The sequence below is a fragment of the Candidatus Lokiarchaeum ossiferum genome, from assembly GCA_025839675.1.
Taxonomy (GTDB): Archaea; Asgardarchaeota; Lokiarchaeia; order Sigyniarchaeales; family Promethearchaeaceae; genus Lokiarchaeum; species Lokiarchaeum ossiferum.
This window is the reverse complement of the sequence record CP104013.1, coordinates 2,691,178-2,710,437: the sequence shown is the minus strand read 5'-3', so window position 1 is coordinate 2,710,437 and position 19,260 is coordinate 2,691,178. Positions and strand designations below refer to the sequence as shown.

At 34.7% G+C, this 19,260-nt stretch carries 20 protein-coding genes; 11 read left to right on the top strand and 9 right to left on the bottom strand.

Annotated elements, in window-relative coordinates; all coding sequences use genetic code 11:
* Positions 1-7 precede the first annotated feature (7 nt).
* Genes NEF87_RS11375 through NEF87_RS11360 form a run of 4 tightly spaced genes read left to right on the top strand, consistent with a single transcriptional unit; the run spans position 8 to position 2,707 of the window.
* Positions 8-712, top strand: coding sequence for a nucleotidyltransferase domain-containing protein (locus tag NEF87_RS11375; protein ID WP_371806677.1), 705 nt, complete (start codon positions 8-10; stop codon positions 710-712).
* Between the two features lie 32 nt (positions 713-744).
* Positions 745-1,950 (top strand): hypothetical protein, encoded by a 1,206-nt coding sequence (locus NEF87_RS11370; RefSeq protein ID WP_457919900.1) that lies wholly within the window; start codon positions 745-747, stop codon positions 1,948-1,950.
* Positions 1,951-1,977: 27 nt separating this feature from the next.
* Positions 1,978-2,526 (top strand): NUDIX hydrolase, encoded by a 549-nt coding sequence (locus tag NEF87_RS11365; RefSeq protein WP_371806675.1) that lies wholly within the window; start codon positions 1,978-1,980, stop codon positions 2,524-2,526.
* Positions 2,527-2,536: 10 nt separating this feature from the next.
* The gene (locus tag NEF87_RS11360; RefSeq protein ID WP_457920125.1) at positions 2,537-2,707 is read left to right on the top strand and encodes a TrmO family methyltransferase domain-containing protein; all 171 of its coding nucleotides are present in this window, start codon (positions 2,537-2,539) and stop codon (positions 2,705-2,707) included.
* Between the two features lie 23 nt (positions 2,708-2,730).
* On the opposite strand, the gene NEF87_RS11355 is transcribed toward NEF87_RS11360, so the two are convergent.
* Positions 2,731-3,726 carry a phosphotransferase gene (locus tag NEF87_RS11355; protein ID WP_457919899.1) on the bottom strand — a complete coding sequence of 332 codons (996 nt, stop codon included), beginning with the start codon at positions 3,724-3,726 and terminating at the stop codon, positions 2,731-2,733.
* Positions 3,727-3,861: 135 nt separating this feature from the next.
* On the opposite strand from NEF87_RS11355, the gene ndk reads away from it, so the two are divergent.
* Positions 3,862-4,257 (top strand): nucleoside-diphosphate kinase, encoded by a 396-nt coding sequence (ndk, locus tag NEF87_RS11350; RefSeq protein WP_457919898.1) that lies wholly within the window; start codon positions 3,862-3,864, stop codon positions 4,255-4,257.
* A 238-nt stretch (positions 4,258-4,495) separates the two neighbouring features.
* Positions 4,496-6,124: an acyltransferase family protein gene (locus tag NEF87_RS11345; RefSeq protein WP_457919897.1), complete on the top strand. Its 1,629-nt coding sequence runs from the start codon at positions 4,496-4,498 to the stop codon at positions 6,122-6,124.
* 38 nt (positions 6,125-6,162) lie between these two features.
* On the opposite strand, the gene NEF87_RS11340 is transcribed toward NEF87_RS11345, so the two are convergent.
* From NEF87_RS11340 to NEF87_RS11325, 4 genes are read right to left on the bottom strand one after another with little or no spacing between them, the layout of a single operon-like run.
* Positions 6,163-7,206, bottom strand: coding sequence for a radical SAM protein (locus NEF87_RS11340; protein ID WP_457919896.1), 1,044 nt, complete (start codon positions 7,204-7,206; stop codon positions 6,163-6,165).
* Positions 7,206-8,291, bottom strand: coding sequence for an mRNA surveillance protein pelota (locus NEF87_RS11335; RefSeq protein ID WP_371806665.1), 1,086 nt, complete (start codon positions 8,289-8,291; stop codon positions 7,206-7,208). Before NEF87_RS11335 ends, NEF87_RS11340 begins: the two co-directional genes overlap by 1 nt.
* Before the next feature lie 11 nt (positions 8,292-8,302).
* On the bottom strand, positions 8,303-9,052 hold the full coding sequence (cgi121, locus tag NEF87_RS11330; RefSeq protein WP_457919895.1) for a KEOPS complex subunit Cgi121: 750 nt from the start codon (positions 9,050-9,052) through the stop codon (positions 8,303-8,305).
* A 32-nt stretch (positions 9,053-9,084) separates the two neighbouring features.
* Positions 9,085-9,657 (bottom strand): phosphoribosyltransferase, encoded by a 573-nt coding sequence (locus tag NEF87_RS11325; protein ID WP_457919894.1) that lies wholly within the window; start codon positions 9,655-9,657, stop codon positions 9,085-9,087.
* A 549-nt stretch (positions 9,658-10,206) separates the two neighbouring features.
* Between NEF87_RS11325 and NEF87_RS11320 the strand changes: the two genes are divergently transcribed.
* Genes NEF87_RS11320 through NEF87_RS11310 form a run of 3 tightly spaced genes read left to right on the top strand, consistent with a single transcriptional unit; the run spans position 10,207 to position 12,933 of the window.
* Entirely contained in the window at positions 10,207-10,848 is a 642-nt protein-coding gene (locus NEF87_RS11320; RefSeq protein WP_457919893.1) for a cobalamin B12-binding domain-containing protein, read from the top strand.
* Positions 10,845-11,879, top strand: coding sequence for a uroporphyrinogen decarboxylase family protein (locus tag NEF87_RS11315; protein ID WP_457919892.1), 1,035 nt, complete (start codon positions 10,845-10,847; stop codon positions 11,877-11,879). The genes NEF87_RS11320 and NEF87_RS11315 overlap by 4 nt, the downstream gene beginning before the upstream one ends.
* Complete coding sequence (locus NEF87_RS11310; RefSeq protein WP_457919891.1) at positions 11,872-12,933, top strand: PAS domain-containing protein; 1,062 nt, start codon at positions 11,872-11,874, stop codon at positions 12,931-12,933. Before NEF87_RS11315 ends, NEF87_RS11310 begins: the two co-directional genes overlap by 8 nt.
* Positions 12,934-12,938: 5 nt before the next feature.
* Here the strand turns inward: NEF87_RS11310 and NEF87_RS11305 are convergent, their stop codons facing one another.
* Positions 12,939-13,703: an energy-coupling factor transporter transmembrane component T family protein gene (locus tag NEF87_RS11305; protein ID WP_457919890.1), complete on the bottom strand. Its 765-nt coding sequence runs from the start codon at positions 13,701-13,703 to the stop codon at positions 12,939-12,941.
* Complete coding sequence (locus NEF87_RS11300; RefSeq protein ID WP_457919889.1) at positions 13,704-15,443, bottom strand: ABC transporter ATP-binding protein; 1,740 nt, start codon at positions 15,441-15,443, stop codon at positions 13,704-13,706.
* A gap of 112 nt (positions 15,444-15,555) precedes the next feature.
* Between NEF87_RS11300 and NEF87_RS11295 the strand changes: the two genes are divergently transcribed.
* Both NEF87_RS11295 and NEF87_RS11290 read left to right on the top strand, forming a co-directional pair.
* On the top strand, positions 15,556-16,701 hold the full coding sequence (locus tag NEF87_RS11295) for a vWA domain-containing protein (RefSeq protein WP_457919888.1): 1,146 nt from the start codon (positions 15,556-15,558) through the stop codon (positions 16,699-16,701).
* A gap of 78 nt (positions 16,702-16,779) precedes the next feature.
* Positions 16,780-17,724, top strand: a complete 945-nt coding sequence (locus NEF87_RS11290; RefSeq protein WP_457919887.1) for a hypothetical protein — start codon at positions 16,780-16,782, stop codon at positions 17,722-17,724.
* 13 nt (positions 17,725-17,737) lie between these two features.
* Here the strand turns inward: NEF87_RS11290 and NEF87_RS11285 are convergent, their stop codons facing one another.
* Both NEF87_RS11285 and NEF87_RS11280 read right to left on the bottom strand, forming a co-directional pair.
* Positions 17,738-18,823, bottom strand: coding sequence for a DHH family phosphoesterase (locus NEF87_RS11285; protein WP_457919886.1), 1,086 nt, complete (start codon positions 18,821-18,823; stop codon positions 17,738-17,740).
* A 30-nt stretch (positions 18,824-18,853) separates the two neighbouring features.
* Complete coding sequence (locus NEF87_RS11280) at positions 18,854-19,216, bottom strand: prefoldin subunit beta (protein ID WP_371806653.1); 363 nt, start codon at positions 19,214-19,216, stop codon at positions 18,854-18,856.
* Positions 19,217-19,260: the final 44 nt, after the last annotated feature.

The window sequence follows — 19,260 nt, the reverse complement described above, 5'->3', positions numbered from 1 at the left end:
GATGAATATGCCACGAATGAAAGTCAAGCAACATGAAGAATCTCAGATTATTTACACCCCGGATCATTGGGATTTGCTAAATTCGATACGCTCTCGGGCGATTGAAGTAACTCAAGCATTTGCCCGTCATGGGTTTGATACGCTTACTTATGGTTCTATTGCACGAGGAGATGTCAAACCAACAAGCGATATAGATATTATTCTAACTACTCTCATTCCAAGTTATCGTGTTGAATTAATTCTTGATGAAATTCCATTTCCGCTTATCTCTAAAAAACTAATTCAAGCAACTCCAAATGATGTCATCAAAGCTCATTTTGAGTTGGAAGGGGAGATTTGCCTTACTCTATTGTTAACTGATTTTACTTCAATGCCCTTTGAGTTTTATAAGTTTGGGGGAGCCCTCTCCTTCAACCAACTACAAGATAATATTCGGGTGCCTGGAGTAGATAAGCGTTTAGTATTAATTCAACCTACCGAAACTGGTCACGTTGAGCGTTCTATTGAGAATAACGCACATCTTATTGCAAAAGTTGTTGGGGTTTCTGCTTCTATGGTTTCGCAGCGAATGCGAGTTTTAACTCGGCGGGATAAAGTGGGTCGTACAGGAGTCTTTTTGAATCACTCTCTGGCTTTGTCCGAAAATATCGAAGAAACGCTAAGAAATCTTGCTCGAAAGAATCCTATGATTCGTCGAAGATTAAATCGGTAAGCTAATGAATTTTACTAAAAAAAATGATGAAAATGACACCAAAAGATAAAAATATTCACCTTATTGATTCTCCAATAACTCCATCCGTAGCTGGAAGTTGGGTGCAAGGTTCTCTTCCCGAAGGCTGTCGCCTCTGTATTCATGGCATGAAAATGGTGTATTTCATGGGAGGAGATTGTTCGCTTCCTTCACGTTGTAAATGGTATTGCCCTCTCTCCGATGAACGGAAGTCTAGTTCCGCCCATTTTATTAATGAGCTACCAATTAAAAACCCTACGAACCTTACTGCTGTAGTAAAACAATTAGTTTTAGAAGCTAAAGCAATGGATGCTGCGGGGATGAGCATCACTGGAGGTGACCCACTTTCCACTTCCGCAAAAGTTGATTGGGTGTGTGCTATTATTAAAGCTATTAAAATTGAACTGACAGATGAATTTCATGTGCATTTGTATACTTCTGGTACCGTTTTTGATAATCTTACTGCCGATAAACTCGAACAAGCGGGGTTAGACGATTTACGTTTTCATCCCGCAGAAAAAGATTTTCATCGCTTAGAATTTGCTACCGGTAGACACTATACTGTTGCAGCAGAAGTTCCTGTGATACCGACTCTCGAAAATCATGCATATTTATTGCATTTAGCAGATCACCTTGATATGATTGGAGCAGACTTTCTAAATCTAAATGAGTTTGAGATGTGTGCTACCAATCGAGATGCTCTGATTGCTCGAGGATTTACACTCAAAGAAAATTCTTTAGCAACGGTTGCGCATTCTCATGAATATGCTAACAAGTTTTTATCTGAATTTTCTCCCCGTGGAGGTTTATCTATTCATTTTTGCTCCGTATTATCAAAAGATAGTGTACAAATCCGACAACGCTATCTTCGCAGAGCGAATAAAATACGATTTCCTTACGAAGTTGTTAATGAAGATGGATGTCTATTATTTATACGGATTGAAGGAGCTGCGAGTGAGCTCTCACAATTGAATTTAGCTCTTTTGGAATCTGCAGGGATGCCTGAATCTATGATTGGCTTGAATTTAGCCCGTGGTGTTTTGGATGTACCCTCTTTTTTGGCTGAGGATGAGAATTTTATCGATTTATTAAATGAATACAAATTAAAGGCGGGTATTTTGGAAATAATTCCCTTTAGAGAACCAAATCTCTCCCAAATTCGAGAATATACTCCTTTAATGAATAATATAGCTTCTCGTATATTAAGAAAAGAGAAGTAATCAAAGTAATAGAGGCACGATATTAAAATGAAATTTGATGATTCAGAATTAAAATGGAAAACTGTCGAAGAAAGAGTAGTGTTCGAAAACAAATTCATTCGACTTCGTAATGATATAGCCTCTCGCCCCGATGGTGTAAATGTAGATTTTATCGTGGTCGAGAATAAAAGCTTTGCTTCAGTGATATGCAAAACCAAGGATCATAAGTTGCCTATGGTTAGACAATTTCGTTATCCTTGGATGGCTGCGAGTTGGGAAATTCCATCGGGTATCATTGATCCTGGAGAATTACCCGAAGATGCGGCCGTGCGCGAAGTAGAAGAAGAAACAGGGTATCGAGTAACTAATCTTCGGTTTTTAATGAAATTCCATCCTTTTGGGATCGCCAAAGGTTGGTGCTATCTCTTTTATGCAGATGTAGAAGAGGGAAATGGCCAGGCATTAGACCCTAATGAATTTCTTCAGATGCAACTATTTACTCCAGAAGAAATCGATTTATTACAAGATGAAGGTGATTTAATTCACGCCTCAACCTTAGTTGGGTGGAATTTAGCAAAAAATATGAAATTAGTTTAGTTTTTTTAGAATTAAAGTAGGTGTTTTTGCATCCCGGACCCCGGACCGATTAACACCAATAGCCATTACTAACGTTGATTTGTTGAAAATCCAAGAAACTACCTTATATGTTAAAGGTTTAGATGCTGTTGATGGCACACCCGTTTTAGATATCAAGTTGGGTATGAACTCCTACCGATAAAAATCATCAATTTTCATTCTTACTTAGCAATTATATTTCTTGAGCAAATCATTTAACTGTTGAGATCTCTTTTGAATGAATTCTTCCCCTTCGGCCTCTTTTCCGACAAACCAAGCCTTATACGAACCTAAACACATCGCTAAAAATTCAATCTCTTGAAAATCTTGTATATTCTCTGGAATGCTATATTCGAGCTGTAATTCGTTTAATTGCTCGCGATAATATTTTTCAATTCTGGGAAATTGAGGAAATTGCAAAATTTCTTCAAAATTCATAAGATCGGTGTATATGGGATAGGAACCGGACCATTCATAATCCAATAGAGCGGAAATCTTCCCATTTTTAATTAGAATGTTTTTATCCTCAAGACATTGAGTTAAAACGAATGGAAATTGTTTCAATTTCATCTCTCCCATTTTTTCTTTCAATTTGACCAATCGAGAAATGAAATGAAAATATCGGGAATTGTCTGCTATATCATTCATTCTACTTTCCAATGCCGCGCTAAGAAATTGATTTATTGATTCGAATGGACCCGCCTCTATATCATAATTAGGGCCAAGTACCATATTTTCTTGAAAGGATCCAATTTTTAGAAAAGTGAATTTTTGCATTTCTTTAATGAAAGATAAAATCTGGGATATTAATGAGCATTTCAAATCATATGAAGCATCTGGATAAACAATATTCATCTGTATCCCTTCAATTTTTTCCATCAAGATATACTCATAACCAATGAGATCAGTTGCAACTGAACTGTCCCAAACCTTTGGCACAGGGATACTTGTATTAGTTCGGAGGAATTTCATTACCTCTATCTCATTAAGTGTTTTCCAGTGTCTCCATTTTGGTAAAGGATTTGTAATACGAAGAACCAATTCTAACTGAGATTTTGTGGTTATGAAGTAAATCGGATTAATAAATCCCCCCTCAAATAAATGAAAACTGAGTATTTCTTCCCCAATATTGTTCAAGACGGTATTAATTTGTTTTTCAGTCAGAAGAATATCTTCTTTCATGATAAAGGAAGAAATAAAATGTTTTATTTAAGGTTTTTATGAAATTTGTAGGATAGTATCCAGAAAAAACGGAATAAAGTAATGAGGAAATCTTGGAGAAAAACATAAAATGCTTGCTACATTTTAAGAATCAATATGACCCAACAAAGTTATACTATGATCAAACCCGATGCATTTGCAAATAAAGATAAAATTATCTCCATGATTGAAAAAGCGGGATATACAATTATCAAATCTAAAGAAATGCAAATGACTCCTGAATTTGCGGGAAAATTTTATGCCGAACATGATGGAAAACCCTTCTTCAAAGGATTAGTTGAGTTTATGACCTCCGGCCCCGTATTTGCCATGGTGATTGAAAAAGAAAATTGCATCCTCGATTTTCGGGAATTTATCGGTAATACAAATCCGGCAAAAGCAAAACCAGGTTCGATTCGAAATTTATTTGGCGGTGAAATGCCTCAAAATGCCATTCATGCTTCAGATTCACCAGAATCTGCCAATCGAGAGATTTCCTTTATATTTAATTAATTTTTTTTCTTTTAATACCTTCATTGAGTATATTTTCTTTATTTCATCCATTTTTACTTTTCTTATCTTCGATTTTTGGAAAATAGTAAAAGAACTAAATGATAGATGGTATACTGATTTGTTTAATGGTAAATCATAATTCCATCCTAGGGATGGAAACCGAAGTTCATGAAAACATATCTTTGCTAACAATCGGAGTATGCATTATTTTTAATTAAAAAGTGAAATTTGGTAGGTAATGTTATCTAATCAAAAAATTATTACGAAAGAAACTCAGAAGTACTTCCCTCAAGTAGATCTATTAAAAGGTGCAATGATCTTACTTGTTATCATTGATCATGCCATTCCAACCATCGTGAGAAGTGAGTGGGGACATTCACTTTGGGAACGTATATCGATTCCCGTTTTTATGATCTTGTTGGGTTTCAATGCAGCCTATTCCTTTAAAAAACGAGGGATACCTATAGAATCTAAAAAATCCTATGGAAACTATTTGGTGCACAAAGCAAAACGATATGGAATTCCTTTCATCGTTTTGTTGATCATTTCTACAGTAATCGGTTTAATTATTTATGGTAATTTTTCAACAATGTTAGCCGAACAATTTGATCCTCATTGGGATCGTTCATTTCTGGCTTATTTTATTCTTCCCTTCTATGGACCGGGGAATTGGTTCATTCCGGTGTTATTTCAAGCTGCGATTATTCTCCCTTTTCTCTACAAATTATATCTCAAACATCCAAAATTAGCTCTTTTAGGGAGTCTCGCATGGGAAATATTAGTTCAAGTGGGTGTCTTTTTAATTTTTGGACATTGGACGGAATGGTGGCCTGAAATCCCGCTTGGGCGACGTTTTATCCAGAGTAGTATTTTTCTTTATATCAATGCTTTAGTCATTGGTTTTTGGATCGCTGATCATGTTAATTTGAGTGTTCCTAAACAGAAATTGGAACAAGAATTAAGTGACCCCTCTCAGATCCCAGAAATTGCCAAAGACTCGAAGGATTACCGAAAAGTTCATTTCTTACCTGTGTTAATTTTGATCATATCAATTAGCGAACTTGCCTTAAGTCCATTTATCGATGATATTATCATGAGTGTTTTACCAGATCCCCGTTGGGTCTCGGCATTTGTCACAATTTTGCTCATTTGGCTTACAACGGGCTTATATTTCTATAAACCCCGTGTAGAGTTTTTGATAACATTCATTTTCTCATTTATCATGTGTGCTTCCATGGGAATTCTAACCAACCTTTATTTTAACACTGTTTCAATTAATTATGAAACATTCCAGGCTGAGCATGCAACTTTCCTTTTTATTTTAATAGGAGCGATTTTCACACTCCCTTATCTCCTTCAAATATTTTTCTCTCCAAAGAATACTAATTGGGTAATATGGGTACTTTCGCTAGTAAGTGGGCTATACTTATGCGTTTATCAATATGATAATGTTCGTTATCATGAAATTATGGGTGATTATCACTTCTTGGTTTATCCATATTCAGCATTAATAGTTTTGATGGTATTGACCGTATTTCCTCACAATATTTCTTCAAGTCTGAAAAATACTAAGATAATTAAATGCAGAAATTTTACACTAAAGAAATTTAGCTTGGTTGGAAAAGCATCCTATCATATTTTGCTATCCCAAATGTTAATTTTTGCCATTATGGAAGCCATTTATGGGGAACATTATTTCACAGGAACATTACAATCCCAGTTCTTGACAGATCCTTCCAATTACACTTCTGCAGTTTGGATATATACCATGTTAATGTGGACCATCTGTGTACCCTTAGGCATTATCTGGTATCTTGGGGAACAATGGGCCACAAAAAAAATTAGGCTTAAAAAAAACAATCAGTAGTTTCTATCTTTTTTTATAATATTAATTGACAAAAACCTTTAGATGGGAATTGCTGTTAGTAAATTCCCGCGAAGAGAGCTTTTTATAAATTTTACTCGCAGTTTTTCCCCAATGGGTAGTTCTCCTTTAATCAACACTTTCACTGCCCATGTTTCATTTAATCGAGCAATATATTCATTATCATAGCGCCCTTTTTTGATTATTTCCACGGTATCCGTTTCATTCAATTTGACTGGAGGATGAACTGCATCGGTACGGTGAATATTGAAATCTTTTGGGCCTAATTTGAGTTTTAACTGATGTTCTTTCTCTAATTTTTTCAAAACTTTATAGAAAAATGCAAATTCTCGCATTTTTGCTTTCTTTATTTTTCGACCAGAAGAATAGGTCAAGTAATTTTGAATACCCAGCCGTAATTTCGGCCAATCAAACCCTTCTACTTTTTTTTGCTTAATATAATCAATTACAGCCATGATACCATCATCATTGGTACCTCGGAACCATACTGGAGCCACTAATAACTCCATATTGCTCGCCAATACAAGATCAAACATCTTTAATAGATGTGCGAGGTTATACTTTTTTACTCCACAATAATCGGCACATTTTTCTGGATCCATGCTATTGAGAGACAAATTCAAGCGATCCACACCTGCAGTCTCCAACATTTTAATTTTATCGGGAGTTAATAATAAGCCATTCGATTGGATTGAGACGATTTTGACTTCCGGAATTTGTTTTAATCCTTTTACTAATTCTTCTAAATGAGGATAGAGAAAAATTTCTCCATAGGGGGCTAGATGAATTTCAATATCATCACATTTTTTGATACCAATCGCCTTTTTGACCCAAGTTAGTAAATATTCATGATCGGCAATAAAATTATAATTGTAATCACCTGCCGATACAAAACAGTATTTGCACTTCAGATTGCATACGGTTATCGGCTTAACTTCTAACACATTAGTACCACGATCCAATATCCCTAAAAAATCTAACCCAAATAGGGGTATATGGCTGTTTTCATCTACAATGAATCGTTTTGAAATTTGTTCTTTCAAGTTCAGATTTTCATCATCCATTATAAATCCACCTTATAACGCAAAATTGCGGCAATTTTTCCATAGGATTCTAATTGTTCTCCCGCCGGATTCGCAGTGCTGAGAATATGAACCTCACCACGGTTTTTTTCCGTATCATTTAGGGTACTTTCAATTTGAGTGCGGAGTGTTGAATCAGCAGTTCGTAACAAAACATCGCAGATGAGCAAATGTTCGACTGCTCCCATTTGGGCACATAATTGAGATTGTTCTATTCCATACATTGCAGTTCCTTGATCTTTTCCCAAATGTTCCACAAATTCGTTCATAATCATTTCATCTTGGGCGATTTTAAAATCAACTTTATGATTGGCAATCGCTCCATTTCGCAATACTTCATAAATCGAACTAATTTCTCCCGAACTTGCATTCAATGCTCTTGACTGAATAATTTGATTACCTAATTTCAATTGGTCTCCAAATTCTTCGATGAAGTGTTCTTTAAAATATCCTGGACCACAAACAATGATTAAACCAATAGGGTGGCGTTCCAAATTTTCATTTATGACTTGTTTAACATTCTCGTAGAAACGAGTCAAATATTCTTTATGGGCTTGTTTTTTATACCGCTTGCCAGGAATATTTTCTTTTACTTCGGTTATTGGAGTTAGAGAGTAATTTGACAATAAGGCTAAATTGGCCAATCCTGATTCAATAGCAACACACAATATCATGGAATTTTCTTTCTTATCTAAATTCCGTCGAATTCGTTGTATATCATTTCTATACCATTTTTCTTTAAAAATTGTGATTTTAGAAGTCGGTTCTAAATTGAATGTGTGATGCTGTCCGGTAGAGACATAATCTTCTGGACCATCTATAATTGCACCTAATACTCGTAAACGATTCGTAAATTCGTGAAATTCGACTTTTTCCACAGTGATCGTTAAAGTCATTGGTTTTCGAATTCCAGGGTCTCCTTCTCTTTTAACAACTCTCCGTATAGTTCGCCCCTTTATTTGATCCTCGGGCTGCAAAATATTATATAATACCCAAAGATCGTCTAAACAATCAATGAGTACTTTTAATTCGCCATTTTTTGTATTATCAAATATAACTTGCATCATTAAATTCCTTTCTATGTTTGTGATAGAGCTAATCCTTTCATATTGGTCAAATAGAGAGAGATTAACCCGTGATTATAAATGTCTATTATCGCCTTTTCTAATTCTGGTTTGGTAATATGCTGTTGAATTTGAGTAAAATCAATTGGTAAATCATTTGCATGCAAAATCTCATTTGTGCAATTATAGGATTTCAACGTTGTTAAGATTTGGTTTACAGGAATATCGTAATGTTGCACAAACAACCCCCATTTTGTTTCTGGAATATAAGGAATTCCACTAAATTTTGTTTTTTTGTGAATATTTTGCAACATTTCTACTGCTTTGGGGAGTTGAATTGGATCCCCAAATAATAGTTCTCCCAGAGAAATTATATCGGTAAATTTTGCTGGTGCACTGACTCCAACCTTTTCAAAAGCTAACTTTATTTGGCGCTCTTGGGCGAGATATAACAAAAATTCTACACCTTCATTGTTTGAGATATTGGCATTGGTTGAAAATGTTTTATTACTATGATATAATGCCCATCTAATTTGTTCAAGGTTTAATATCATGGTGGGATTAAAAATTTGGTAATGGACGTGATATTTTGACCATAATTGATCTTGAATTTGTTTAAATGGTGGAATAATATCGGGTATTTCTCCGTAGGATGTTTCAGAGGATGAAATTGGATAGTAATTTTGGATTTCATCTGAAAAATGATTGATCCACATAGATAAATTTGAATTTATCTGTATATATTCAAGATTTGTATTTGTCATCCTCAACCATCTAAAATAAATTGAAAAAAAAATTAATGTTCAAAAATGTAACGCCCTGCTTTTCGCACAAATTTAGCGGCCATATAGTTTTGATAGTCGATATCCTCTGCTTCCCATGGGTAATGGATCCAGCCTGGACCCGTTTTTTCTCCAACATAATATTTCTTGATTTCTGGAGGAATATGACCTTTCTTCTCTTTTTCCTTATCATGCAACACAACAACTGCAATTTCTTCTGGATCGCATGCCAATAATTCCTTTAAGGTATATTCAAGGGTAGAACCGGAGTCATTTACTTCATCCACTAAGAGAACTTTTTTTCCTCGTAGCTTTTCTTGATCATTTTCTAACCATTGGATTTTTTGTAGATGTTCCATCGGATTATTATCATCATCATAGTAGGAAAGTCCGACTGTCAGAACTTTCTTATTTATGTAGATTTTAAGCATCCGGGCTGGAATAAAGCCGCCTGTACCAATTGCGATCATAAAATCGGGGTTAAATCCGTCCTTCTTAATCTCTTCGGCCAATTTTTGTACAAGTCGATGCATTTGAGTGTAAGTAAAATAATATTCTCCTTCCTTTACTTCGTGATCTAAGCTCATTTTGTAATACCTTCCTACCTTGCTAAAGAAAGCTTATTTTTTGAATTTGTTTGTTTATCTTTATTAAGCTATTTATTAGAGAATTGATGGTTTTTTTTCCTCACTTTAAGTAAAGTGGCACCGTAAAGCAATGTTTGAATACCAAAATATATCATTGCTGAAATCGAAATAGATTTGACAATTAGATTAATATTAAGAACATAGATGAATGAGCTTCCACACAATACGAAACAGAACAGAACAAATAATATTTGCGGCTCTTTTTCTGTTTTCTTTGATGTAACATCACAATATCCAATAATACCAAGAATATTTGCTAAAATTAGAGTGGATTGATACTTTTTGAACATTGATGGGGTGTTTTGGTTCTCAAACAAATTAAAAAACACCGTAAGACCAAAGCAAATAATGCTTAAGCAATAGAATGTAATCGCGCTAATACTTTTCTTTTCAATTAAATTCATCTTGGATATTCTGGTAATAAATTCCCGTTAAAAAATTTTTAGGAAACCAAGTAAGTAATTTAGGTTCGAACCAACTAGTTTCCCTATGCAAGAACAGGTGATTTCAGATCTTACACAAGCTCTTATTAATTTGGATATTGATTTAGTAAAAAATATTTTTAAAGCTTCCCTGTCCCCAAATTCATCTGAATTTTCTGGAAATGAGCGAATTTTAATTGAAAGTCAAAAAAGGATTGGAGATCTGTGGGAAACGGGGGATGTCGCTCTTTCTCAAGTCTATATGGCTGGAATGTTGTGTAATGATATATTAGATGAATTTTTGCCTAATAATTTCACAAACCAAACTAAAAAAGGGCCTATATATGTAGTGGTGTTGGAAGATTATCATTTTTTGGGTGCAAAGATGCTCATATCGATTTTGAAGTTATCTGGGTATAACGTTATTGATTATGGAATCGGTGTTTCTGTAGAAAATCTTGTACAATATGTCCAAAGAGATCGATGTGAAATTCTAATGATTTCTACCTTAATGCTTCACTCTGCTTTGAAAATTGAGTTACTAATTAAAAAACTTAAGGATTTACAACTAAAAACTCGTGTTATTGTTGGAGGTGCCCCCTTTAATATAGATCCAAAGTTATGGTTAAAAGTCGGTGCAAATGCAACAGCATCAACTGCAAGCAAATCTATTCCGATTGTAGAGAAATTTTTGGAGGAACAACAATGAAAAAAGATACCCTTAATTCTATGGAACGAATATTGAATACATTATCTCACAAGAAAGTGGATCGCATTCCCTTTATTCTGACTTTAACACATCATGGGGCCAAAGAACTTAACTTAAGTATAAAGGATTACTACGCAAATCCTGTTAATGTTATTAAAGGTCAAAAAATTCTACAAAACAAGTATCAGCATGATGCGGTAATGGGTGCTAATTATTTTGCTTTTGAAATCGAGGCCTTTGGAGGAGATGTAATATATTTTGCTGATGGGCCTCCAAATACCGGACTCCCTCCCCTTGCTGATAAAGAATTGATTAATTCATTAGAAATTCCATCTTTTGAACATATAGAAAGTTATCAAAATACATTGCAGGTTATCAAAGGGCTTAAATCCGAATATTCTGATACAATGCCAATTATTGGTGGTGTGTTATCCCCTTTTTCTATCCCAATTACTCAAATGGGGTTTGATAAATACATTGAACTTCTCTATAATTCACCTGATGAATTTCAAACCTTGATGCATATCAATATTGAATATTGTAAAAAATGGGCTAACGCTCAACTTGCCGCTGGAGCAACTTTTATTGTCTACTTTGATCCCATGTCCTCAACTGATATGATTCCACGAGAAATGTATCTTAAACTTGGGTATGATGTTGCCAAAGAGACTTTTGCTGGGTTTGATGGTCCGTTTGCGATTCATTATGCTTCTGGAAGAACAACTAATACTTTTAATGATGTTTCCAGTTTAAATCCAATAGTAATAGGGGTAAGCACTCAAGATGATGTTAAAGAATTAATTCAAAAATATCCCAATGGACCTTCGATTTTGGGGAATTTAAGTGGAATCAATATGGTCAATTGGACCAAGGAAGATGCCATGGATCATGTCAAAAATCTGATCAATATAGTAAAACCTTATGGGAGAACAATTATTGCTGATAACCATGGTGAAATACCCTATGCTGTACCGAATGTTGTGATGGAAGGAATATCCAAAGCCATTGATCTTTACGGGCGGTATGATTAAGAAGGTGCACTCAACGGAACATTCACATAATTCAAATATTTCTAAGATTGCTGAATCCAATGATAATGAAAATCGGAAAAATGCAGATACTGGATTGATTTTGGATTTCATGAATAGAATCTTTAGTTTTTCTGATAGGGAAAAAATGATTCAGAAAAGTCTTGAATTTTTTAATATTCTCTTTTCTCCCGAAAAAATCCATTTTTTTGATATCAGAAATGATACAGATGAAGCAAATAAGATCATTGAATACACTTTAGAAATGTACAACATTTCAAAAAAAGTTTCAATTCTCCCACAAGATCTCCCCGAGTTAAATCAGACTTATATTTGGATAGATTCTAACACTAATCTGATACTCCCTGTTCTATCTAATCATAAGTTAGTTGGGTATCTTATGTTTTCCAATTTTAATCAATCGGAATTTCATGAGCGATATTTACAGCTGATAGTGCTCCTCTCTAAATATTGGGGTCATGTTTTTAATAACATTGATTTAAACACCCAAATTCGGAAAGAACAAGAGCGTTTTCAAATAGTCGCTGACCATAGTAGTGATTGGGAAGTTTGGTTTGATAAAGATGGAAAGTTTAAATATAATTCTCCATCTTGTAAAAAAATTAGTGGGTATTTTTCAAAAAATGTCTCTAATTTTTATGATCTTATGACAAGAATCATTCATCCAAATGATCTTTCAAATTGGAAAGTTTTTTTACTGCAAATCGATGCAGGACTTCCCATAGAAATTCGAACTAAACATCCATCGGGAGAAATTCATTGGCTCCAAATATTATGCACTAGTATCAATAATAAAGAAGGACTATTTCTTGGCTATCGAGGAAGTATCCGAGATGTGACTAAAAGAAAAGAAGCTGAGGAAAATGTTTCCATTTTAAGAGGCATGTTTCCAATTTGTAGTTTTTGCAAAAAAATTCGTTCAGATCAGGGTTATTGGAATCAGATCGAAGATTATATACGTGCTCATTCTGAAGCGGAATTTACTCATAGTGTTTGTCCTGAATGTGCAAAACGAGAATATGGGATTGATGTTTAGTCCTATTACAAAGAAAATAATAACCAAGATGGAATTTTCAAAGATTCTGTGGACCACAGCACTATCACACCAGCTAAGAAAACAACATAAAATATAGTTACCCACCAATCCATTTTCTTAAATTTTAAAGGGAAGTAATAGTTTGGATGCTTTTTCACACCAAATGCACGAGTTTCCAAAGCTTCTGCAACATGAAAGGCTCTGCGGATAGAACTCATTAGGAGGGGAATTAATAGGGGAAATAAATTTTTTATTTGATTGATCATCCCTCCTACTTCTAGTTTGTGCCCCCGTGAAAGTTGAGCTTCGGAGATGATTTCTGTTTCTTTTGCCATGGTGGGCACAAATCGAAAGGATAGCGATAAAGCATAGGCGATAGAATATGGAACTTTTACTTTTATTAAACTTTGAGTAATATCCTCTGGAATTGTGGTTTGAAAGTAGGTTGAAAATACGATCATCAAGATGAGAATTCGCATGATGACTGTTAAAGCGGAGTAAAATGAAATTGCGTAAGTATTTATAATTAAAATAATAAAGAGCAAAACTGATAACCCTTTCATTCCTTGAAAGAATTGGGGGGCTATTTTGGCAATAAATAGCAGAGGGAGGGCGAGAAGGAATAATCCCATTAACAACCAAAAATCATTAAGAACGAACGCCAAAACTGAATAGGATAGGATCATCATTCCTTTAGCACGAGGATCGATCTGATGAATTAGGGTGGTTCCTCGGAGAAAATTAAATACTTTTGCGAATTCCATGGACATCTATTTAAACGCCTCCTGCAATTCAAACAGAGTGGTCAAATCTCTAGGAAATACGGGATATTTCTGATGCAAAGCTGCAGCAACAGTTGTGATTGGAAGATTGCCCAAGCGACAGTGATCCAGAATTTTTTGATTGGTTAAAATTTTGTTAGGGGTTCCTTCTGAAAATATTGTCCCTTGGGACATAACCAATACTCTCGTCGCAATTTGGGCAATGAAATCTAAATCATGGGATATTAAAAGAACCGTCCGACCTTTCTGATGAGCAATATTTATTATTTCGTGTAATTTTTTCTTTTGCTGCGCATCTTGGCCTACAGTGGGTTCATCAAACACCAGAATTTCTGTTTCACGACATAATACAGAGGCTAAGGATACTTTTTTTTTTTGACCGCCTGAAATATTGAAAGGTGACAAATCTCGCAGAGGAAGTAATCCAAGTTTATCTAAATAGTTTTCAATCCGGTTAGCCTTCGTTTCTTTTGACAATTTAAGATTTTTAAGGGAAAATTTGAGTTCATCTTCAACGGTGGAAGAAAACAATTGGTGATCGGGATTTTGAAACATCACACCAACTTCTTGTGCTACATCATATACAGGCACATCAATTATATTACGCCCCTTCACCCATATACTTCCAGAATCAGGCTTAATTAAACCGTTGATACATCGAATCATTGTGCTTTTTCCTGCTCCATTCGGCCCTAAAACACCAAGAATTTCGCCGGGTATAACAGAAAAGGATAAGTTTGATAAGGCAGGTTTTTGATCAGAGCTTTGATCATAGGCAAAGGAAACATTGTCAAAGATTATTTCAGGAATTTTGGATGTGATATCGTGAATTTCTCTGCTCAAATTCATGCTGTTATTTGCCAGTTTTTTTAATACGCTAGGATTCGAACTAAGAAATTCTTCTATTCGTATTATTTGTGTTTTAAATTGAAAGGGGACAGATCCTTGAATTTGTCCCGTATTTATTAAGTGTTTGAACCAAGTTAACAACGGAGGCAAATCGAGTCCCAATGAATATATTCGGTCATCATCTAACACCTGTTGGGTAGTACCTCGATTAACAAGCTTTCCATCTTTGACAATGATTATTTCATCCACATAGGGGAGTGCATATTCAATTCGATGTTCTGAAATAATGATGGTTTTATGCTCTTGTCGTTGCAAATTTTTGAGAAGGGCTATGGTTTGATTCGCTGTAAAAGGATCCAAGTTTGCCAAAGGTTCATCTAAAACCAAGATATCTGGATTCAGAGCCAAGAGGGATGCGATGGCAATTTTTTGTTGCTCTCCACCACTTAATTCATAAGGAGCTTTATGACGCAAATGAGAGATCTTGGTCAATTCAATTGCTGCTTCAATTCGCTTGGATATCTCTTCACGGCTGAAATTTAGATTTTCCAATGCGAAAGCCAATTCCCTTTCCACATCCATTGCAAAAAGCTGGTTTTCTGGAATTTGGAAAACTGTACCCACTTTGGTGGAAAGTTGGGCAGGACTCGATTCAACCGTATCAAGGTTTAGGACTTTAAAATACCCATAGAAATTTCCCGGATAAAAATGAGGAATCAGCCCATTTATCGCCCTAATAAAAGAAGTTTTTCCCGATCCGGTTGGACCACACAGTAAAATGAATTTTCCTGGAGCAATATCAAGGGAAATATTATCTAATGCCTTTGTTTCAGCATTTTTGTAGATAAAAGTCATTTGATCTGCCAACAGTGCTTTCATGAGAAGAAACCAAATGCATAAATGTTTACAGAAAAAAAAAGGTTTACATAAAAATAAAAACATATAAGAAACAAAATTTAAGATGAAATTAGTCAGATTTCGTGTGCTTGCTATGAATTCCAATATTCCCCATCTTGATATCTTACAATCTATTACATGTTCTCCTCGCAGTGATCATCTTTCTCTCGCAATCAATTTGAAGGTAATTCCGAATAAAGAAACAATTCGACTACCTTTTTTTGGGATCTGGTTATTGGATTTATCAAATTCTATGTTTGACGATAATAAATATCAAGCTGCAATTTCTTCTTTATTGGAACAAATTCGAAATTTACCCGATGGCACGATTTTTACGTTGATCACATTTGGGGATCCAGTTCAAGTGGTGATTGATGAAAAAGAGATTAATGCCATATCTCGCCAAGATTTGTTGAATTCTATCCAATATTTGATTCCTCAAGGGAGTACTCCTTTACGCGATGCACTTGATCTGGCATTGAAGCGACTGAGACTGTATAATGGTCTACTTTTAACGAAGAAAATCATAATATTGGGTGATGGGCAACCGGATTGGGGTTGTTCTTCTGAGGATATTCATGAAAATCGGTTTCAACGTTATATGGAATATGCTCACATGGCAAAGGAATATGGTGCCTCTATTGATTCCATTGGTATTGGAAATGATCATAATGTTCTCTTAATGTATAACTTTGCACTTCAATCAACAGGAAAATTTGTTTTTGCTGAAGATGCGGTTGAATTGGAAACAAAATCCCAAATATTAACTCAACAAGCCACGCAAATTCTTCATCCAAATCCCATTCTGTTAATGACTCCTACAGTCGGTTCATGTAAGATGTATGAAGCAATTCAACACAAACCTACTACGATTCGCTTTCCTTTTGAAAAAATTGGTCAAAATTGGAAAGCATGGCTCCGTCCCTTTGAAGCGGGTGAAATTTATGAGTTCATGCTAAAACTTGATTATTTTTTTAACCCTGCTGCGATATCCGCAACTGCTCCGATCTCGATCTTGGATTTCAATTTACAACTGGGAGATTCTGTTTTTACGTTAAAGAAAGAACTAAAACTTAAATTTTCTGATGATCCAACGCAATTTCGATTAAATCATAGCTTGATGAAGCAGTACAATTTGTTATTAAATCAAGCGGATGATATTAATCAATTAACTATTCGAGGAGATGCTTCCGCAACTCAAAAAATTCAAGGTGACGAAACTCGCAAGTGGGATGTTTGAAAAAATCTCCCATTTCCCCAAATGTTAGAATAAAAAAGAATTATTTAGTAACTAGATTAATTAAGAATAATCACTTAATTGAGCAATAAATATTATTTTACAAAAATTGCTCGTTGCAAAGGATTAGATGCTATGGTTTTACTTTCACTCAATTGGAATATTGAAGTAATTATGTATTTTTTGGCAAGTCTGATTGCTTTATTGAGTGCTTTTATAATGTATCGCGAATATAAACGGATTGAATCTGATTTTAACAAATTTTTAATGTTTTCATGGATTTCCCTTTTCTTCTACATCGTAGGTGGTGGGTTTGCTTTGCTAATTCTTTCTAAAACTCTTTTTATTTTTGAAATTTTTATCTTAATCATTAGTTCTTTCTTTCTTGTTTCTGTATTTGATAAATTGACTCGGTCTTCATTAGATCCGATCAAAATGTTAGTTTTTGGTATTTTTACGGCCGGAATTGTGATAAGTTCTTTTGAGGAAGACGCCGCAATTAGCATCATTCTTAAAACCGGGGCAGAAAGTTTTCAAACAAACGGATCTTTTCATATTTGGCTGACAATTTTTACGGGATTAATTGCAATGCTCTTTTTCTATTATTGTTTGCTAATTTTTTATCGATCTCCGTCTAATTTGAAAAAAAAAGCATCGATAACATTAATTGGGGGGTTTTTTTTTAGTATTTTCGCTTTTATTTTGTATTTAACGCGTCTAACAAAAACTATCCCTGGATTAATGCTTGTAACCTTAGCAACAGGGGCTTTTTTAGTGAGTTTCTCTTTTTATCTTGAACCAAAATTGATCAACTCCTTAATTCAATCAGAAACAGCTGCTAAGCTAAAAAATATTGGAAACACACTTCCTATTTGTTCCCATTGCAAACAAATCCGAGATGGGGAAGATGAATGGCTTCCAATTGAGTCGTTTTTTTTAAAGAATTCAGAATTATTATTTTCACATGGATTGTGTCCTGATTGCTATCAGGAATTCTATGCTGCTGATCTTGAAGACGACGATTAAAAAGAGTATCTTTTTATGGATTATTAATAATTTTTCGCAATTTCTTTAAAACGGGGGGTATAATTTGATCCATGAAGGTTTTTGGTTTATTTTTGGATGCTTCTTTGGCCAAAATTCCATAACATCCTGCGGCCCCATCATGTCCCCCTCCTGAACCATTAAATTCTGAACCTATTTCTGTCAGTAATTTCCCTAAATGAAGACCTTCATGTTTAATAATCTGCTCTTTAGCCCGAGATGAAATGCGAAAACCATTCTTGTTCTTTTCATAAGAAATTACAAAACTAACATCATATCCCAGCTCAATTAAAGCTTTGCATGCACTCGCTTCATAACTTGAAACGTGACTGAAAGCAATCACATAATCTTTGATCAAATGCAACTTTTCAACTCTCATCGCTCCCCGGATCCGAGCGATTTTTTCGGAACGTGTCATCGGTTTTTGCAGATGTAATGTCACATCCGAAAGTTGAATGTCCCCTTCTTCCAATAAATACTTAGTATTTTCTAATGATACTGTATTAGCATATCTAAAATGGCCTGTATCAGTAATAATTCCTAAGAGTAGGATTTTGATTATTTCTGGAGTGGGAATTATGTTTTGAAGTTGGTAGAAGAGCGATATTATTTCTGCAGTGGAAGAAAGATCTCCCAAAATCAAACTGCAAATAACACGGTCATCCAAGTTCTCCAGTCGAGTGTGATGATCAATGATAATAATTCGTTTTACTAAATTTCCCTTTGTATCTTGTATAAACTTTGGAGGTAGTTCAGTAATATTTAAATCTCCTGTATCAACCAAAATGAGTAAATCTAAAGCGGGTGGCCAGTTTCTTTCAATTAAAAAAGTTGGAATTTCGGGAAATACTTCTTTATAAACCTTTTCTGCAATTTTGTTTAATTGTGGTAAAATTATTTTTACTTCTTTGCTTGGAAACATGTGGATAAGAAAACTTTTCAACCCCATTGCAGCAGCTAATGCGTCGGGATCCGCATTTGTATGGGCAGTAATCCCTATGGAAGTGGCTTGTTTCACTTCCAAAAGAAACATGGGTAGAAATTGCTTAATTGATTCTTGAACTTCAACTAGTTTCAACATAAAAAACTCCAAAAAAGTGAATAATAAATTTTATTGAATCCCTGCTGCTTTAAACATTTCTTGCACTTTTTTGCGTTGGGATTCAAATTGAGATTTAATGTTGTCTTCTTGCTTACTCAATGATTTAACGCGCATTTCCAATGTTTCTTTTCGATCTTTGGTTGAAGTTAAAAGTTCAGTTCGATCTTTTTTAATGAATATCCCACCAACTGATTTATAAGCAACTGCATCCTCAGGAGCTGCTTCAAGTTCGCCAACTGCAAAGTCCATTTCTTTTGCTTGAGCATCCATCGTTGCTTTTTGTTGCATAATCATTTCTAAACTCTGTTGAAGTTGTTGTAATCTCACTACTTCTTGTTGTTGTTGAGGTGATAAATTTGGAGAGTTCTGCATAGGATGAAGAATTTTTCATTAAATATCAAATTTAGGAAATAGAA

Bases quoted from the DNA above. Each gene is read 5' to 3' on its own strand.
- NEF87_RS11355 (WP_457919899.1), bottom strand. From the start codon at position 3,726: ATGAAAGAAGATATTCTTCTGACTGAAAAACAAATTAATACCGTCTTG.
- NEF87_RS11305 (WP_457919890.1), bottom strand. From the start codon at position 13,703: ATGTCCATGGAATTCGCAAAAGTATTTAATTTTCTCCGAGGAACCACC.
- NEF87_RS11315 (WP_457919892.1), top strand. From the start codon at position 10,845: ATGAAAAAAGATACCCTTAATTCTATGGAACGAATATTGAATACATTA.
- ndk (WP_457919898.1), top strand. From the start codon at position 3,862: ATGACCCAACAAAGTTATACTATGATCAAACCCGATGCATTTGCAAAT.
- NEF87_RS11310 (WP_457919891.1), top strand. From the start codon at position 11,872: ATGATTAAGAAGGTGCACTCAACGGAACATTCACATAATTCAAATATT.
- NEF87_RS11325 (WP_457919894.1), bottom strand. From the start codon at position 9,657: ATGAGCTTAGATCACGAAGTAAAGGAAGGAGAATATTATTTTACTTAC.
- NEF87_RS11295 (WP_457919888.1), top strand. From the start codon at position 15,556: ATGAATTCCAATATTCCCCATCTTGATATCTTACAATCTATTACATGT.
- NEF87_RS11365 (WP_371806675.1), top strand. From the start codon at position 1,978: ATGAAATTTGATGATTCAGAATTAAAATGGAAAACTGTCGAAGAAAGA.
- cgi121 (WP_457919895.1), bottom strand. From the start codon at position 9,052: ATGACAAATACAAATCTTGAATATATACAGATAAATTCAAATTTATCT.
- NEF87_RS11375 (WP_371806677.1), top strand. From the start codon at position 8: ATGCCACGAATGAAAGTCAAGCAACATGAAGAATCTCAGATTATTTAC.
- NEF87_RS11370 (WP_457919900.1), top strand. From the start codon at position 745: ATGACACCAAAAGATAAAAATATTCACCTTATTGATTCTCCAATAACT.
- NEF87_RS11285 (WP_457919886.1), bottom strand. From the start codon at position 18,823: ATGTTGAAACTAGTTGAAGTTCAAGAATCAATTAAGCAATTTCTACCC.
- NEF87_RS11280 (WP_371806653.1), bottom strand. From the start codon at position 19,216: ATGCAGAACTCTCCAAATTTATCACCTCAACAACAACAAGAAGTAGTG.
- NEF87_RS11340 (WP_457919896.1), bottom strand. From the start codon at position 7,206: ATGGATGATGAAAATCTGAACTTGAAAGAACAAATTTCAAAACGATTC.
- NEF87_RS11320 (WP_457919893.1), top strand. From the start codon at position 10,207: ATGCAAGAACAGGTGATTTCAGATCTTACACAAGCTCTTATTAATTTG.
- NEF87_RS11335 (WP_371806665.1), bottom strand. From the start codon at position 8,291: ATGATGCAAGTTATATTTGATAATACAAAAAATGGCGAATTAAAAGTA.
- NEF87_RS11300 (WP_457919889.1), bottom strand. From the start codon at position 15,443: ATGAAAGCACTGTTGGCAGATCAAATGACTTTTATCTACAAAAATGCT.
- NEF87_RS11345 (WP_457919897.1), top strand. From the start codon at position 4,496: ATGTTATCTAATCAAAAAATTATTACGAAAGAAACTCAGAAGTACTTC.